The organism is Anaerostipes stercorihominis, from assembly GCF_057535655.1.
This window is the reverse complement of the sequence record NZ_BAAJCL010000011.1, coordinates 13,107-28,809: the sequence shown is the minus strand read 5'-3', so window position 1 is coordinate 28,809 and position 15,703 is coordinate 13,107. Positions and strand designations below refer to the sequence as shown.

Below are 15,703 nucleotides of genomic sequence, written 5' to 3'. Positions count from 1 at the left end.
TGCAGGAGTAAAAAATGCAGAAGATAGAAATTACCACTATATGGAAATGTAAAAAAAAGCGGAAAATTGCAGCAGCAATCATAAAATTATTGGCAGCGGTGATGGTATTTGGATATTTTGTATCTCAGCAGATGTATATGGCACATGGAGACTTTTTTGTAAAACGGAGCCTGTTTGTCGGATGTGGTTTTCTGTTTATGATCTTTGTGTCAGTCACAAGCATAAAATTAAATCCGATATTTGATCGTATTATTTCAATTGCAGTTGCTTTGATAGCGCCGATTACAGCATGGATTTTCACAGAAATACTGGTCAACGAAGCAAAGTGTGCCTTTCCGCCGACACCAATTCTGGAAAAAGAACCTCTTTGGATTGGGCTTAGCCTTTTAACGATTATATTAATTTATCTTGTGATTATGGTCATAACAAACAGTCTGCGGGTGGCAGCGTTTGCAATCCATGCAATTTGTATTGGTCTTAGTATTGCCATTTGTATTGTTTATGATTTTCGGGGAATTCCGATGATGGCACCGGATGTATTGACTGTGAAGACGGCAACCAGTGTCATGGGAAATTATACCATTGAATTGACTTTCAAGCAGTATGCAGCTGTATTTTTTACGATGTTGGTTCTATATTTATTTTTAAGTCTGAGAGAGGTAAAATTTATTAAAAAAATTTGGCTCAGAGGAGCCGCAGCGATTCTCATTTGTATCTGCTCCGTAATGTTTGTGCAAAAAACTGTGTTTTCAGATTACATGCAAAATAAAGGCATCAATATACGGATGTTTCGCCCTATGGAAAGTTATCAAAAATATGGGATGGCTGTAACGTTTGTTCGGAGTGCAGGATATGCCAGAATCAAGAAGCCGGATGGATACAGTCTGGAGAAAGTAAAAGAAATTACGAAACAATATGAAAAAACAAGTAAAGCAGCGCACCTTAAGGAGAGTAAAAATCCTAATATTATTACAGTTTTAAATGAGTCTTTTTCTGATCTCAGTGTACTTGGAGATTTTAAAACGAACCAGGATTATATGCCGTTTTTCCATAGTTTAAAGAAAAATTGTGTAAAAGGGTACACCTATGCATCCATTGTAGGAGGACAAACTGCGAATACGGAGTTTGAATTGTTAACTGGGAATTCCCTTGGATTTTTGTCGGCAGGTACAACTGCGTTTCAGCTTTACATTCATGATACAATGCCGTCGTTGGTCAGCAATTTAAAGAAAGATGGATATTCTGGAAATAAAGCAATGCATCCGTTTAACCCTTATAATTATAACCGACCGGCTGTTTATAAATACTTAGAATTGACTGATTTTATTGATAAGTATGATTTTGCCAAAGATACAAAAAAAGTACGAGAATATATCTCAGATGAAGCAATGGTGGAAAAAATCATTGAAGAATATGAAAAGAATCGAAAAAAGACAAATGCTCCATTTTTTATGTACAATTTAACAATTCAAAATCATAGTCCTTATGATAAGGACAGCAGTAATTTTGATCAGCCAATTAGGATTGAAGACAGCAAATTTGATTCAGAGGCAAACCGCTATTTAAATCTAATCAAATACTCTGATGACAGTTTAAAAAAATTAGTAGGATATTTTGCACGGCAGAGCGATCCAACAATCATTATTTTTTTAGGAGACCATCAGCCAAGATTGACTGATCGATTTATGAATAAAATTACCAATGGAAAGTACCAGACGTGGAACAGCGAAGAAATGATGAAACGATATCAGGTACCGTTTGTGATTTGGGCAAATTATGATATTGATGAAAAATATATTGAGAAGACCAGTATGAATTATTTACAGAGTATTCTTGCTGAAACAGCAGATATTAAAATGTCCGGGTATCAAAGATTTTTAAATGATGTAAGAAAGAGTGTGCCTGTGATAACTTCTCAAGGATATTGGGGGAAAAATGGAAAGTTTTATCAGTTAGAGGATAAGAACTCACCATATTATGATATAATACAAGAGTATCGTATTATTCAGTATAATATGATGTTTGATACAAGAAACAGGGAAGATAGTTTCTTTTATGTAAAAAAATGATAGAGGAGTTTGCAGATGAAGCAGTTGATAAAACAAATTACAATTCAAATTTATAAAGTTTTGACGTATCTGATTCCGGTGAACAAAAAAATTGTAATATTTCAAAGCAGCAATGGACGAAATTATACGGGAAATCCTAAATATATTTATGAGGAAATGGTTCGTCAGGGTTTGGATCGGGAATATGAGTGTATATGGTTTTTATTTGATACCAGGTTAAATATTCCAGGTAGATGCAAAAAGATCAGAAATAATTATTTTCCTTATTTTTGGTATTTGATGCGCGGCGGAATTTGGATTTTTGATAGTCGACAGCCGCTTTATGTGCGAAAGAAAAAGAGTGTTACCTATATACAAACATGGCATGGTACTCCTTTAAAGAAATTAGCATTGGATATGGATCGAATGGATATGGGAGGAAGTTCTAATATTGAGGAATATCACAGGCAATTTCGTTTGACATGCAGAGATTGGGACTATTTAGTTTCACAAAATAGATTTTCTACGGAAATTTTTCGATCATGTTTTGACTTTCGTGATCGTCCTATATTGGAAATTGGATACCCGAGAAATGATATTCTGATTCGGGAAAATGTTCCGGAAAGAGTGCAGAAATATAAGAAAATACTGGGGCTCCCATTGGACAAAAAAATTATTTTATATGCACCTACATGGAGAGATAATGAGTACAGTGAAAAAGGTAAATATAAATTTGCATCAAAGCTGGATTTTGATATGATGAAGAAAGCCTTAGAGGATGAGTATATTTTTATTGTAAAATATCATTATCTGGTATCTGATCAAATTGACTGGAGTCCGTATCGAGGCTTTGTTTATACGTTTGATGAGACAAAGGACATTGCATGGTTGTATTTGGTTTCGGATATGCTTATTACAGATTACTCATCTGTGATGTTTGATTATAGTTTGCTCCGAAGACCAATGCTGTTCTTTGCTTATGATTTGGAAGAGTATAAGGAGAATTTAAGAGGTTTTTATTTTGACTTTGTGGGCGAGGTGCCTGGACCGGTTTCTCAGACTACGGAACAGCTGATTGAAGATATCAAACAATATGATGAGAAAATATGGAAAGATAAATATGAGGTTTATCATAAGAAATTCAATCATATAGATAATGGGCATGCATCTGAAAAAATTATTGATATAATGCAAAAAGGAAGCATATAAAGTCAGGAGGTTGAAAGTTATGGTAACGATTCTTTTAGCGACATTGAACGGAGAGGATTATTTAAAAGCGCAGTTAGAATCCATTGCAGCTCAGACCTATGAAAACTGGCAGCTGGTGGTGGGAGATGACGGTTCTACGGATTCTACCATCAGTATTTTAGAGGAATTCAGCAGACAGCATGCAAATCAGGTGACCATTCTTAAAAATGATCCGCCGACCGGAAGCGCTAAAGATAATTTTATCTCGCTGCTGCGCAATTCTTACGGACCATATTTTATGTTTTGCGATCAGGACGATGTGTGGAAACCGGATAAAATTTATTTGACGCTTCAAAAAATGGAGTCTCTTGAGACGCGGTATGGAGAAAAGACACCGATTTTAGTTCACACGGATTTATCTGTGACCGATCATAATTTAGAGATGATTGCAGAGTCATTCTTTCAATATGCCAATATTCCGAAACGAATTTTTTTGAATCAGCTCATTGTACAAAACTCTGTGACAGGATGCACTGTTATGATGAACCGGTGTTTGCAGCAATATTTTTTAAGGGTTCTGCCGGTTTCTAAGATTATTATGCATGACTATTGGGCGGCGTTGATTGCAAAAGTTTTTGGAAAGATCGGGTTTGTCAATGAACCAACACTGTATTACAGACAGCATGGCAAAAACACGTTGGGGGCAAAGGATTCTAAGAATCCTGCCTTTTTATACCAGAGGCTGAAAGACGGAAAAAATTATTATCGCCGTATGATGATTGAATCTATGGAACAGATTCAGGGATTTGTGGATGTCTACGGAGAGGAAATTGATAATCTGGATGTATTTGAGTTGCTGAAATGCTATGGCGAATTGTATTATAAAGGAAAGATTCGCAGGCTGGCATTTTACAGAAATCATCATGTATTAAAGGAAGGGAATATCCGAAAGCTTATGCAGTGGCTTTGGGGGTAATGAATTTTTATGAAAAAAGCAGCGGGACTTTTTATAAAATATCTAGTGATGTATTTATCATGTCTATTTCCCAGAAGCCGAAAAATTTATATTTTCGGTGCCTGGCTGGGACAGCAGTATGCGGATAATCCCAAATACCTGTTCCTGGAAGCTCAAAATCATTCGGGGATACGCCCGATCTGGATTACAAAGAATCCGGAGGTTTGTAAAAGAATCCGAAATATGGGATATGAAGCGTATATGTTCGGAAGTTTCAGGGGCATCTGGATGCAGCTGCGTGCAAAATATGTGGTGGTCTGCAATGGAATCAGTGATGTTAATCATACGTTTATGGGGCGGGCGGTGTTCTTAAATCTCTGGCATGGAGTTCCATTGAAAAAGATTGGCTATGATGATGACAAAATGAAAAATTGGGACAGCAGAGGACAAAAAATACGCAGAGCGATTCAGCAGTTTCCTCTCGGAAAAGAATATGTTACGGCAACCAGTTCCTTTTACGGAAAAGTTTATGAGAGTGCATTTCGCAGACCCAAAAGCCATATATTAATTACCGGACAACCGCGAAATGATCTGTTTTACGACCACAAGAAAATTTTTGACCCGGAGCATGCACTTCGGAATGCAGCGCGAGGGAGAAAGGTTATTTTGTATACGCCGACGCATCGGAAAGAAGGAAGAGAAACATTTCCTCTTTTGCAGCAGTTTGATTTGCAGAGACTGGATGCGTGGTGCGGCGAACATCACAGCGTATTTGTCATAAAGCTTCATTTTTATCATAAAAATGAGAAGATGGACGTGTCATCCTATCCTAATATTTTAGATATGACGGATCAATCGGCAGACATTCAGGAATTGCTGATGGATACGGACCTTCTGGTAACGGACTATTCCAGTGCCTATATTGATTATCTGCTTCTGAATCGTCCGGTGGTATTTTATAATTTTGATTTTGAGGATTATCTTTTGAATGATCGGGAAATGTATTATGAATATGATTGCGTGACCCCCGGATACAAAGCGGAAAATTTTGATCAGCTATTGGAAGAATTTGAACGTCTGGCAGACGGAGAAGACCGATTTGTAAAAGAAAGAGAAGAAGTCAGGAATCTTTTCTACTGCAAAGAAGGACAGCGGGCTGTGGGAGAACATCTCCTGAGGTTTTTAAGTACCGTCAGATAGATATCAAAATCGCAGAAAGCGGACTCTTCGGAGTCCGCTTTCTCATGATATAGGAAAGTCAGAACTTTTCTATATCATAAAATGTTCTGCGACAAGGAAATATTGTTTGGAATTCAAATCAGTAGCCCGCTCGCCATATAATTTTTTGATTGATTTTTGATAACTCTTCGCTGACTTGATAGTTGGAAGTGCCGAACAAATATTTATGAGCACGGATGGCATTTTCCTCCAGAGTTGTGGGAAATCCGTAGTACGTGCCGTAATAACGCATTTCTTTTTGATCCCACGGAAAGCCCTGCTGGTCTTTGATATCATATTTCATCACAGATAAAAACATAGAAAACAGTTCGCTCTGTTCCATGTTGGTTTTTACCTGCGGAAGAATCTGATCCATCATAGACATCAGTTTCAGAGGACTGCGTTTTCCTTTTTCAAAAATCTTTTGAAGCACCTCTCTTTGGCGTCCGGCACGTGCCAAATCACCTCCGCTTGTGTAGCGGATGCGGGAGTAGGCAACTGCCTGATTTCCATCCAGAGTATAGGTTCCTGCCTTTGGAATCTGACTGGAATTACCGCCGTTGATGCGATTCATATCTTTGATGTAACTATTTAAATTCTTTAAAATATCTTTTGGAATTTCTACTTCAATTCCGCCCAGAGAATCCACTAAATCTGCAAGAATTTTAAAATTCACAGTGGCATATTTTTCGATGTTCAAGTCCAGATTCCGGTTGATGGTGCTGACAGCCAGTTCCGGTCCGCCCCAGGAATAGGCAGCGTTGATTTTGCTGTACTTTCCATTGATGCTCAGAAAAGTATCCCGGTAAATGGATAAGAGTTTTACTTCCTTTGTCTGATTATGAATACTGACTACGATAATGGAATCGGAGCGGTTTCCGCGGTCAGACATGCTTCCGGTCTGGGAGTCGATTCCGAAAAATGCATAGTTGGTATAATTCTTCATATTGGTATCTTCATTGACTGTAACAAGCTGTGTTTGATCCAGTTTTTTTGTCTGAATATTTCCAAGCTTCATATAAACGGTTCCCAGAAGAATTCCGATGAATAAAAGAAAAAGAAACAGCAGAAAGATGAGAGTCCGGATTGGGGAATGTCGTCTTTTTTTCACATGTGATTTACTCATAAGTACCTCCCAAATGATGGACGGATGTCCATTTTTTAATACGCATTTTTATTGACAAAGCCTTTGAATACAGTTAAAAATAAAATCTTAATATCAAGACCAAGAGACCAGTTTTCGATATAATACAGATCATGTTCAATGCGGCCCCGAATGGAAGTGTCTCCGCGGAAGCCATTGACCTGAGCCCATCCTGTGATTCCCGGCCGAACCTGATGTTTGATCATATAACGTGGAATTTCTTCCTTAAATTTCTCTACAAACAGAGGACGTTCCGGTCGGGGACCAATCAGACTCATATCACCGCGCAGAACATTCCAGAATTGAGGAAGCTCATCAAGGCTTGTTTTGCGGATGATTTTCCCGATTGGTGTAACGCGGGCGTCATTTTTGGTTGTCCATTGTTTGGCTTCTTTTTTCGGATCTTGTACTCCCATGGAACGGAATTTATACATTTTAAAAGGTTTGTTTCCAAGTCCGATCCGCTCCTGAGCGAAAAGAATCGGTCCGGGAGAGCTCTTTTTGACTAAAAGTGCAACAATGAGCATAATCGGAGAAAATAAAATCAGTGCAAACACAGAGCCGATAATGTCAATGAGACGTTTGACCATCCGGTTGAACGTGTTGGTTAAAGGAACGTTCCGAATATTAATGACCGGAAGACCGTCTAAGTCTTCTGTATATGGATTGGTGGAGATGAAATTATAATAATCCGGAACAAATTTTGTGTGAACCCCGGATTTTTCACAGATACTGACGATATTTTCCAATTTGTTGTATTCGTTCAAGTTGAGTGTTATGGCAACTTCATCTAAAGAAGTATTTTCCAGATAAGATGCAAGATCTGCCAAAGTTCCGATTTTTTCAATTCCCCGGTATTCAAAATTTTCACTGACGATATCATCAAAAATTCCGTGAATCTGCAGTCCCCAATGCGGGTTTGCTTTGATTCGATCGATATAAGCGGCGGCGGATGTGCTGAATCCCACAAAAACTGTATGTTTGATGTTCCGTCCCTTTTTTCGGTTTGCTTTTAAGAATTTGCGGAGAATATACCGTGAGAGAACTCCGAATGTAAAGTTAAATGCATAGAATAGCAGATACAGCGCTCGAGGAAAGTTCTGGATCTGGAATATGGTAATAATAAAAGCCGAAATACCCAGTCCCAGAAGATTGGCTTTTAACAGGTTTATAAGTTCTCTTGAGCCTCGTTGGTAACGTTTTGGAGTATATAATCCAAAAAAAGAATATAATAGCAGAAGAATGATCAAAGCGCCGATCAAAGGCTGCTGGTATCTGAGGAACTCAAAATAATAGCGATTTCGTTCAAATAAATCTCCGTTAAATTCAAAATTAAAAATATGAAATTTGAATCGGGCAAAGTAAGCCGCATAGCCTGAAAGGTAGATGCAAAGGGCGTCCAGCAGCACGTGTAGCCGATTTAAATAGGTTTGGTTTTGCTTAATCATAAAAATACTCCTTTTTCACTCTCTACATTATATAAGAAAAAATCATTTGGTACAATGGGAAGTTTTCTTATCTTTTTCTTATTTTTATAACAAATTAAACACAATTTTTACACATTTATCGGGTATATTGAAAACATGAAGAACGCAGATGAAAGGAGAACAATATCATGAATGAATATAATCATAAAAATCAGGATGACAAATGGAAGACCTCGGAGGAATGGCGTGCGGAGGAGAATGATAAGAAAAAGAACAAAAGGGGAAGACGATACTGGCTGAAGCTTGCCGGCTCCGCGGTTGCCTTCGGTTTGGTTGCAGGACTTGTGATGCAGGGAGTAAACTATGGGTTTTCAAAAGCCGGAATTGGAGGAAGCACAACTCAGCTGGCAACGACAAAGACGGTCAGCAGCTCCGGTTCGAGCAGTTCCGGCAATGATTTATCAGAGGTTGCAGAAAATGTAATGCCATCCATTGTATCCATTACAGGTAAATTTGAAACAACATCTCAGGGATGGTTTGGACAGCAGCAAAGCAGCGAGACAGAGGGTGTTGGATCTGGAATTATCATTGGAAAAGAAGATGGGAAGCTTTTGATTGTCACAAACAATCATGTGGTAGAAGATGCAAAATCTCTTTCTGTTGGATTTGTAGATGGAGAGAGCGCAAGCGCAACCATTCGAGGAACAGATTCGGATGCGGACCTTGCCGTGGTGGAAGTAAAAACAAGTGATATGAAATCTTCAACACAGAAAAAAATTGCGGTGATTACGCTGGGAGACTCTGACAGCCTGAAGACCGGTGAGCGTGCGATTGCCATTGGAAATGCGCTGGGCTATGGCCAGTCTGTAACCGGAGGCTATATTAGCGCCAAGGATCGAGAGGTTCAGCTGACCGATACTACAATGACATTGATTCAGACCGACGCCGCAATCAATCCGGGAAACAGCGGAGGCGCTTTGTTAAACAGCAAAGGGGAACTGATTGGTATTAATACTGTAAAATATGCATCTGAGGATGTGGAGGGAATGGGCTATGCAATTCCGATCAATACAGCAAAACCGATTATCAATAGTCTGATTAAAAACGAGGCGGTAAAAGAATCAGAACAGGCATATCTCGGAGTTTCCGGACAGACCATTGATAATTCTATGGGAAGCCAGTTTGATATGCCGTCCGGCGTCTATGTACAGCAGGTGGTAAAGGGATCACCGGCACAGTCTGCAGGCATCAGCGCAGGGGATATCATTGTAAAATTTGATGGAAGAGATGTCTCCACAATGGACGGATTAAAAGAAAGAATTTCCAATATGAAAGCTGGAAAGAAAGTGAAGGTTGTAGTAAAACGGCAAAATCAGATGGGAACTTACGTTTCTAAGACTTTAACGGTGACTCTTGGCAAAAAATCTGATGCGCCGAGCACAAGCAGTAATCGTAACAGCAATAACAGCAGCAGCGACAGCTACAGCAATCAAAGCGCTTATGATTTCGCGCAGTAAAATCTATTGAAGAAGTATTGTAAAAAAGATATAATGGATCTATAGAGAAAGGAACACTCTGCATTGGCAAGTGTTCCTTTTCACAGTTTATTCATTGATACAAGAGGAAAGGAGTGGAGCATGGTCTTACTGGAGATAGAGCAGATTAAGAAGTTTATGGCGGGATTTCTTGGCGGAAATTTATTTGATGATTTTTTAATGAGAGAAGGAAAGTTAGCAATGAATATTGCATATGAATTTAATGGAAGGGTTCTGAAAGAGTTTTATGATACGGAAGAATGGGAACAATATCAACAATATCCCTGTGTTCCGTGGGAGCAGGAAAAAGAAAAAGTTTTTGCTTTGATGAAGGGGAAAAAAACGCCGTTATCCTTTCAATTTGTGATGATGCTGAAACCGGACTTGATTCATGAGTTTTTAGAGAAGTATCGTTTGTCGGTCCGCGAGGAGGAAATTGCGGGTTTGTTTTTAAATATGATGTATGATCGGAAGCGTTTAAAATGTACTGGCGGCGTGTCCAGAAAAACATTTGTGATGGATCGGACGCTGGAAGAGGCGTGGGACCTGGAAGTCAAAAATCGTTTAAAGGAGCTGATGTAATTTTATGAAATTTTTTAAGCAGCTTTGTCAGGGAGCTCTCATTGGCATGGCAGGATTTATGCCCGGAGTCAGCGGAGGTACGCTGGCAGTTTCTATGGGGATCTACGATAAAATTCTTTATGCAGTAAATCATTTTACGAGAGCGCCAAAACAGAGTCTGCGAATTTTACTGCCGATTGCCATTGGCGGAGCGGCTGGACTGCTGGGACTGTCCTATGGACTTCGGGGGTTGTTTGAGAAGTTCCCGGTTCAGACCAATTTACTGTTTGCCGGTTTAATTCTCGGAGGAATTCCGGATCTGATCAGAACTGCCGGGAAAGAGAAGGCTTCCTTGGGAAATATTTTGCTGTTTCTTCTTTTTTTCGGAGTGATTGCAGGACTTCCATTTTTGGGAAACAATGGAACCAAGGTGGTGTTAGAGCCTGCAGCTTTGACGGCGTTTAAAATGTTTGGAATTGGAGTTTTGGCTGCGCTGACTATGGTTGTTCCTGGAGTCAGCGGGTCTGCCATTTTATTGGTAATGGGATATTATCAGCCGATTTTAAATGAGATGACAGATTGTATCAGTGGATTTTTTCAAATGGATTCCTGGTGGATGGTGCGGGGAATTCTGATTTTCGGACCGATGGCTCTCGGTATGGCGGCAGGGGTCATTTGGACGGCGTCTTTGATGGAATATTTATTGGAACATCAGCGTGGAAAGACTTATTGGGGAATTCTGGGTTTGGTTTTTGCATCGTCTGTAGGGATTTTCACAGAAATTGGAAAGTTTTCTGTTGATTTTTTCACAATCTTAACCGGGATAGCAGCCGTTGCGGCGGGAATTTTGTGGTCAGGCAAGATCGGAGAGAAAGAATCCTAGTTTCTGTATTTCTTTTTTGATCAGGGTATGATAGAATAAGTAGTAATCAATACTATATAAGAAAGTGTTTAAAAGGAGATACGATCATGAGTTTCCATATTGTGTGCGACAGCTGTACAGATTTAGTGAAAGAAGATTTTGACAGAGGATGTTATTCGTGGGTTCCTCTGACTTTGTTGGTAGACGGAGAAGAGATTGTTGATGATCAGACGTTTGATCAGGACGTTTTTTTAAAGAAAGTGGCGCAGAGCAGGGGTGAGGTGAAATCTGCATGTCCCGCACCGGAAAGTTATATGGACGCTTATCATAAAGCAGATGATATTTATGTTGTAACATTATCCGCAGAATTAAGCGGTTCCTATAACAGTGCAGTCTTGGGGAAAAATCTCTATGAAGAAGAACATGGAAAAAAGAACATTCATGTTTTCAATTCCAGAGGGGCGTCCACAACTCAGCTTTTAACGGCAAGAAAAATTTATGAATTGGCAGAGCAGGGGCTTTCTTTTTCTGAGGTGGTGGAAAAAACAGAAACATATATTACAGATCTCAGGACTTATTTTGTACTGGAGACATTAGAGGTGCTGAAACGAAACGGACGTCTTTCCAGACTGTCTGCAACGATTGCAGGCGCACTGAACATCAAGCCGGTTATGATTGGAACCAGAGAGGGCGTCATACAGAAAGCGGCGCAGGCCCGCGGAATTAAGAAGGCTTTGGCAAAAATGATAGATCATATAGCTCAGGAGAACGGAAGTTTAGAAGGTCATTCTATGGCAATTGCCCACTGTAATTGCCCGCAGAGAGCTGAGTATGTAAAAGAACTTGCAAAGAAGAATCTGAATATAGAAGATGTGTCGATCATTGATACAAAAGGGGTCAGTAGTCTGTATGCATGCGATGGAGGAATCATCGTGTCGTTTGAGGCGTAGGAGTCTATGGAGTACAAAGAAAGGGAGATGCCAATGGATGGATTGGCGTCTCCCTTTCTTTGTTATTATTTTAACGTTATTTTGCACAAAAATTGAAAAGATTGTCATGAAATTAACGTTAAAATTGCACAAAAATCGGTTGCGTTTCCAAGCTTTGAAAGTTATAATAATAAGAACTAAATTCTATTTTTGCTTTGCGAAAAAATAAGAACGGATGGCTCCGTTGTATAAAAGGAGGAAATGTATGAGTCGTTTAGAATTATGGACTCCGAATCAGGCTCAGCTGGTGGTTGAGGGACTGTATAAAGATTTGGAGCGAAGAATTGAATCCAGCCCTCCGGGATTATGTCCGGTTGATATGTCCAGAGCCTTTTTGGAGATTTGCCATGCCCAGAGCTGTGGAAAATGTGTGCCGTGCCGCGTAGGACTCGGACAATTAAAAAATTTAATTACGGATGTATTGGATGGGAAAGGAGATTTGAAGACTCTTGATTTAATTCAGGAGACGGCACAGTCTGTGATGGAATCAGCAGACTGTGCCATTGGTTATGAGGCGGCAAATATGGTGTATAAGGGAGTAATTGGATTCCGTGAGGATTATCTGGAGCACATTTTGCATCACCGTTGCTTAAGTACCTTAAAGCAGCCGGTTCCGTGTGTATCACGATGTCCGGCAAGAGTGGATATTCCGGGATACATTGCGTTGGTTCGGGAAGGAAGATATGAGGACGCCATTCGTCTGATTCGGAAGGATAATCCATTTCCGACAACCTGCGGATTCATTTGTGAACATCCTTGCGAGGCTTTGTGCAGAAGAAATATGATTGACGATGCAGTGAATATCAGAGGTTTGAAACGGATGGCAGCGGATGCGGCGGGATATGTGGCACCGCCGGAATGTGCGCCGTCTACCGGAAAAAATGTAGCGGTTGTGGGCGGAGGTCCGGGAGGATTAAGCGCCGCCTATTTTCTTCAGCTGATGGGGCATCAGGTTACGGTATATGAGATGCTTCCGAAACTGGGTGGAATGCTTCGCTATGGAATTCCAAATTACCGCCTTCCGAAAGAACGATTGGATGATGATATTCAGGCAATTTTAGATACGGGAGTACAGGTTGACTGCGGAAAAGTGATCGGAAAAGACTATTCCATTGCAGATTTGAAGGAACAATATGATGCTGTGTTAATTACCATTGGCGCCAGCACCGATAAGAAATTAGGTTTGGAAGGTGAAGATGCACAGGGTGTGATTTCGGCAGTGCAATTTCTTAGAAATGTCGGTCACGGTACACAGGATCATTTGGAAGGAAAAGAAGTTGCAGTAATTGGAGGCGGAAACGTTTCGATGGATGCAGTACGCACCGCAGTCCGGCTTGGAGCGAAAAAAGTCAGCATCGTTTACCGCAGAAGAGTGGCAGATATGACGGCGCTTCCGGATGAAATCCGCGGAGCAGAAGCGGAAGGAGTGGAAATCAGGACCTTGATGGCGCCTTCCAAAATTGAAAAAGATCAGGATGGCAATGTCAAGGGAATTTGGGTAACACCGCAAATGATTAGTGAAATTCAAGACGGAAGAGCCAGTGTAAAATCAACGGGAGAAAAGGATCAGCTGATTCCGTGTCAGTGTCTGATTGTTGCAATTGGGCAGGATATCGAGTATCAGCACTTTGAGGAAGCCGGAGTACCGGTTCAGCGGGGAAGAATCAACACGGAAAAATTCGGCGGTTTTGATAAGATGCCGGGGGTATTTGCCGGCGGGGACTGTGCTACGGGACCGTCTACGGTAATTTCTGCCATTGCGGCGGGAAAAGTAATCGCTGCCAATATTGACGAATATCTAGGATATCATCATGAAATTACTTCCGGAGTCTTGGTTCCGGAACCGAAAGCCGAAGATAAACCGTCTTGTGGAAGAGTGAATCTGACAGAAAGAGAGGCGGGAGAGAGAGTTCTTGATTTTGAAGGCGTAGAAAATTGTATGACGAAGAGGGAAGCCTGTCAGGAGGCATCCAGATGTCTGCGCTGCGACCACTTTGGCTTTGGCGTTTTTAAAGGAGGGAGGGATATGAAATGGTAAATATCACCATCGACCATAGAAAGGTTTCAGTGCCGGAAGGTACGACAATTATGGATGCGGCTGCATTGTTAAATATTACAATTCCGAGACTTTGTTTTTTGAAAGATATCAACGAGATTGGCGCGTGCCGTGTTTGCGTGGTGGAAGTTCAGGGGCAGAACCGGCTGGTGACTTCCTGCAATAATGTGGCAGAAGAAGGAATGGTCATTTTTACCAACAGTCCCAAAGTGCGGAGAAACCGAAGAGATACGGTTTCTATGATTATGTCCCAGCATGACGGAAATTGCATGAATTGCGTCCGAAGCAGGAACTGCAGTCTTCAAGCCATTGCAAATGATTTAAATATTGTAGATAATCCATATAAAAAAGAGCTGACGCTCCAGGAGTGGGATACAAAATATCCTCTGATTCGAGATGCAAATAAATGTATGAAATGCATGCGGTGCATTCAAATTTGTGATAAAGTTCAGGGGATGCATATTTGGGATGTGATTGGAACCGGCTCTCGAACAACGGTTGGGGTTTCGGGAAATCGTGAAATCCGGGAAGCAGATTGTGCGCTTTGCGGTCAGTGTATTACCCATTGTCCGACAGGAGCATTAAGAGAGAGAGATGACACCGACGAGTTTTATCGCGCTCTTGCAGATCCGAAGAAAGTGGTTGCGGTTCAGGTAGCGCCGGCGGTGAGAACTGCATGGGGAGAATCACTGGGATTAACAAGACAGGAGGCGGATGTCAGGAAAATTGCAGATGCACTTCGGAGAATGGGAGCGGACTACGTGTTTGACACGACATTTTCTGCAGATTTAACAATTATGGAGGAGGGAACGGAGTTTCTGAATCGTTTACAAGCAGGGGATCTCGAAGAATATCCGATGTTTACATCCTGCTGCCCGGGCTGGATTCGTTTTATCAAAAGCCAGTACCCGGAAATGGTGGGAAGACTTTCTACTGCAAAATCGCCTCAGCAAATGTTTGGTGCAGTGATGAAAGGTATTTTTGCCGAGAAAATCGGAGTCAAACCGGAGAATTTATTTACGGTTTCCATTATGCCTTGTCTGGCAAAAAAAGCAGAGAAGGAAATGGATTTATATTATAAGGAGTATGCCGGGAAAGAAGTGGACTGCGTTTTAACTACAAGGGAACTGGACCGACTGATTCAGGCGGATCATATTGATCCCAAGACACTGCAAATTACAGAGTTCGATCAGCCGTTTGCGGAAGGAACCGGAGCCGGGGTCATTTTCGGGGCAACCGGAGGTGTGATGGAGGCTGCGCTCAGATCTGCGTATTATCTGGTAACAGGAGAAAATCCGGAGGTCGATGCATTTCAGGAGGTGCGAGGGTGCGAAAGAGACGGCTGGAAGGAGGCAAAATTTAAGATTGCCGGAAATGAAATTGCCATCGCTGTGGTCAGTGGTTTAAAGAACACGAGGGATTTGATGGAGGCTGTAAAAAACAAAGAAGTGAAGTATCAATTTGTGGAAGTGATGGCCTGTCCGGGCGGCTGCTCCGGAGGAGGCGGGCAGCCGATTCACGAGGGGTGTGAGCTGGCGGAAGAGAGAGGAGAGAATCTATATTTTCTGGATCAGAATGCCAAGTTGAGATTTTCCCATGAAAATCCGGATATTACAGCCCTTTATCAGAAGGAGCTGGCTGCGCCAAACTCTCCAAAAGCGCATCAACTTCTCCATACAGAGCATATTGCACGGAAAGAAATATAATATTTATATTAAAA

At 41.0% G+C, this 15,703-nt stretch carries 12 protein-coding genes; 10 read left to right on the top strand and 2 right to left on the bottom strand.

The genetic code is table 11. From position 1 onward, the window contains the following. The first annotated feature begins 14 nt into the window (after positions 1-14). Genes AC27EF_RS10190 through AC27EF_RS10175 form a run of 4 tightly spaced genes read left to right on the top strand, consistent with a single transcriptional unit; the run spans position 15 to position 5,391 of the window. On the top strand, positions 15-2,069 hold the full coding sequence (locus AC27EF_RS10190) for an LTA synthase family protein (RefSeq protein WP_487110648.1): 2,055 nt from the start codon (positions 15-17) through the stop codon (positions 2,067-2,069). A 15-nt stretch (positions 2,070-2,084) separates the two neighbouring features. Beyond that, entirely contained in the window at positions 2,085-3,257 is a 1,173-nt protein-coding gene (locus AC27EF_RS10185; protein WP_487110647.1) for a CDP-glycerol glycerophosphotransferase family protein, read from the top strand. A 19-nt stretch (positions 3,258-3,276) separates the two neighbouring features. Then, positions 3,277-4,212 (top strand): glycosyltransferase family 2 protein, encoded by a 936-nt coding sequence (locus tag AC27EF_RS10180; RefSeq protein WP_487110646.1) that lies wholly within the window; start codon positions 3,277-3,279, stop codon positions 4,210-4,212. A 9-nt stretch (positions 4,213-4,221) separates the two neighbouring features. Further along, positions 4,222-5,391: a CDP-glycerol glycerophosphotransferase family protein gene (locus AC27EF_RS10175; protein WP_487110645.1), complete on the top strand. Its 1,170-nt coding sequence runs from the start codon at positions 4,222-4,224 to the stop codon at positions 5,389-5,391. A 118-nt stretch (positions 5,392-5,509) separates the two neighbouring features. Here AC27EF_RS10175 and AC27EF_RS10170 read toward each other — a convergent pair whose 3' ends face one another. Further along, the gene (locus AC27EF_RS10170; protein ID WP_487110644.1) at positions 5,510-6,535 is read right to left on the bottom strand and encodes an LCP family protein; all 1,026 of its coding nucleotides are present in this window, start codon (positions 6,533-6,535) and stop codon (positions 5,510-5,512) included. A gap of 35 nt (positions 6,536-6,570) precedes the next feature. Next, entirely contained in the window at positions 6,571-8,001 is a 1,431-nt protein-coding gene (locus AC27EF_RS10165; RefSeq protein ID WP_487110643.1) for an undecaprenyl-phosphate glucose phosphotransferase, read from the bottom strand. Positions 8,002-8,168: 167 nt separating this feature from the next. Here AC27EF_RS10165 and AC27EF_RS10160 point away from each other — a divergent pair, with 167 nt between their 5' ends. From AC27EF_RS10160 to AC27EF_RS10135, 6 genes are all read left to right on the top strand, one after another. Beyond that, a complete protein-coding gene (locus AC27EF_RS10160; RefSeq protein ID WP_487110642.1) occupies positions 8,169-9,497 on the top strand; it encodes a S1C family serine protease in 1,329 nt (442 codons plus the stop codon). Between the two features lie 120 nt (positions 9,498-9,617). Then, positions 9,618-10,097, top strand: coding sequence for a DUF5721 family protein (locus AC27EF_RS10155; RefSeq protein ID WP_487110641.1), 480 nt, complete (start codon positions 9,618-9,620; stop codon positions 10,095-10,097). A gap of 4 nt (positions 10,098-10,101) precedes the next feature. Further along, a complete protein-coding gene (locus AC27EF_RS10150; protein ID WP_487110640.1) occupies positions 10,102-10,959 on the top strand; it encodes a DUF368 domain-containing protein in 858 nt (285 codons plus the stop codon). A gap of 86 nt (positions 10,960-11,045) precedes the next feature. Next, entirely contained in the window at positions 11,046-11,888 is an 843-nt protein-coding gene (locus tag AC27EF_RS10145; protein ID WP_487110639.1) for a DegV family protein, read from the top strand. Positions 11,889-12,132: 244 nt separating this feature from the next. Further along, positions 12,133-13,965 (top strand): NAD(P)-binding protein, encoded by a 1,833-nt coding sequence (locus tag AC27EF_RS10140; RefSeq protein WP_487110638.1) that lies wholly within the window; start codon positions 12,133-12,135, stop codon positions 13,963-13,965. Further along, complete coding sequence (locus tag AC27EF_RS10135) at positions 13,959-15,689, top strand: [FeFe] hydrogenase, group A (protein ID WP_487110637.1); 1,731 nt, start codon at positions 13,959-13,961, stop codon at positions 15,687-15,689. The genes AC27EF_RS10140 and AC27EF_RS10135 overlap by 7 nt, the downstream gene beginning before the upstream one ends. Positions 15,690-15,703: the final 14 nt, after the last annotated feature.

Bases quoted from the DNA above. Each gene is read 5' to 3' on its own strand.
- AC27EF_RS10190 (WP_487110648.1), top strand. From the start codon at position 15: ATGCAGAAGATAGAAATTACCACTATATGGAAATGTAAAAAAAAGCGG.
- AC27EF_RS10185 (WP_487110647.1), top strand. From the start codon at position 2,085: ATGAAGCAGTTGATAAAACAAATTACAATTCAAATTTATAAAGTTTTG.
- AC27EF_RS10180 (WP_487110646.1), top strand. From the start codon at position 3,277: ATGGTAACGATTCTTTTAGCGACATTGAACGGAGAGGATTATTTAAAA.
- AC27EF_RS10175 (WP_487110645.1), top strand. From the start codon at position 4,222: ATGAAAAAAGCAGCGGGACTTTTTATAAAATATCTAGTGATGTATTTA.
- AC27EF_RS10170 (WP_487110644.1), bottom strand. From the start codon at position 6,535: ATGAGTAAATCACATGTGAAAAAAAGACGACATTCCCCAATCCGGACT.
- AC27EF_RS10165 (WP_487110643.1), bottom strand. From the start codon at position 8,001: ATGATTAAGCAAAACCAAACCTATTTAAATCGGCTACACGTGCTGCTG.
- AC27EF_RS10160 (WP_487110642.1), top strand. From the start codon at position 8,169: ATGAATGAATATAATCATAAAAATCAGGATGACAAATGGAAGACCTCG.
- AC27EF_RS10155 (WP_487110641.1), top strand. From the start codon at position 9,618: ATGGTCTTACTGGAGATAGAGCAGATTAAGAAGTTTATGGCGGGATTT.
- AC27EF_RS10150 (WP_487110640.1), top strand. From the start codon at position 10,102: ATGAAATTTTTTAAGCAGCTTTGTCAGGGAGCTCTCATTGGCATGGCA.
- AC27EF_RS10145 (WP_487110639.1), top strand. From the start codon at position 11,046: ATGAGTTTCCATATTGTGTGCGACAGCTGTACAGATTTAGTGAAAGAA.
- AC27EF_RS10140 (WP_487110638.1), top strand. From the start codon at position 12,133: ATGAGTCGTTTAGAATTATGGACTCCGAATCAGGCTCAGCTGGTGGTT.
- AC27EF_RS10135 (WP_487110637.1), top strand. From the start codon at position 13,959: ATGGTAAATATCACCATCGACCATAGAAAGGTTTCAGTGCCGGAAGGT.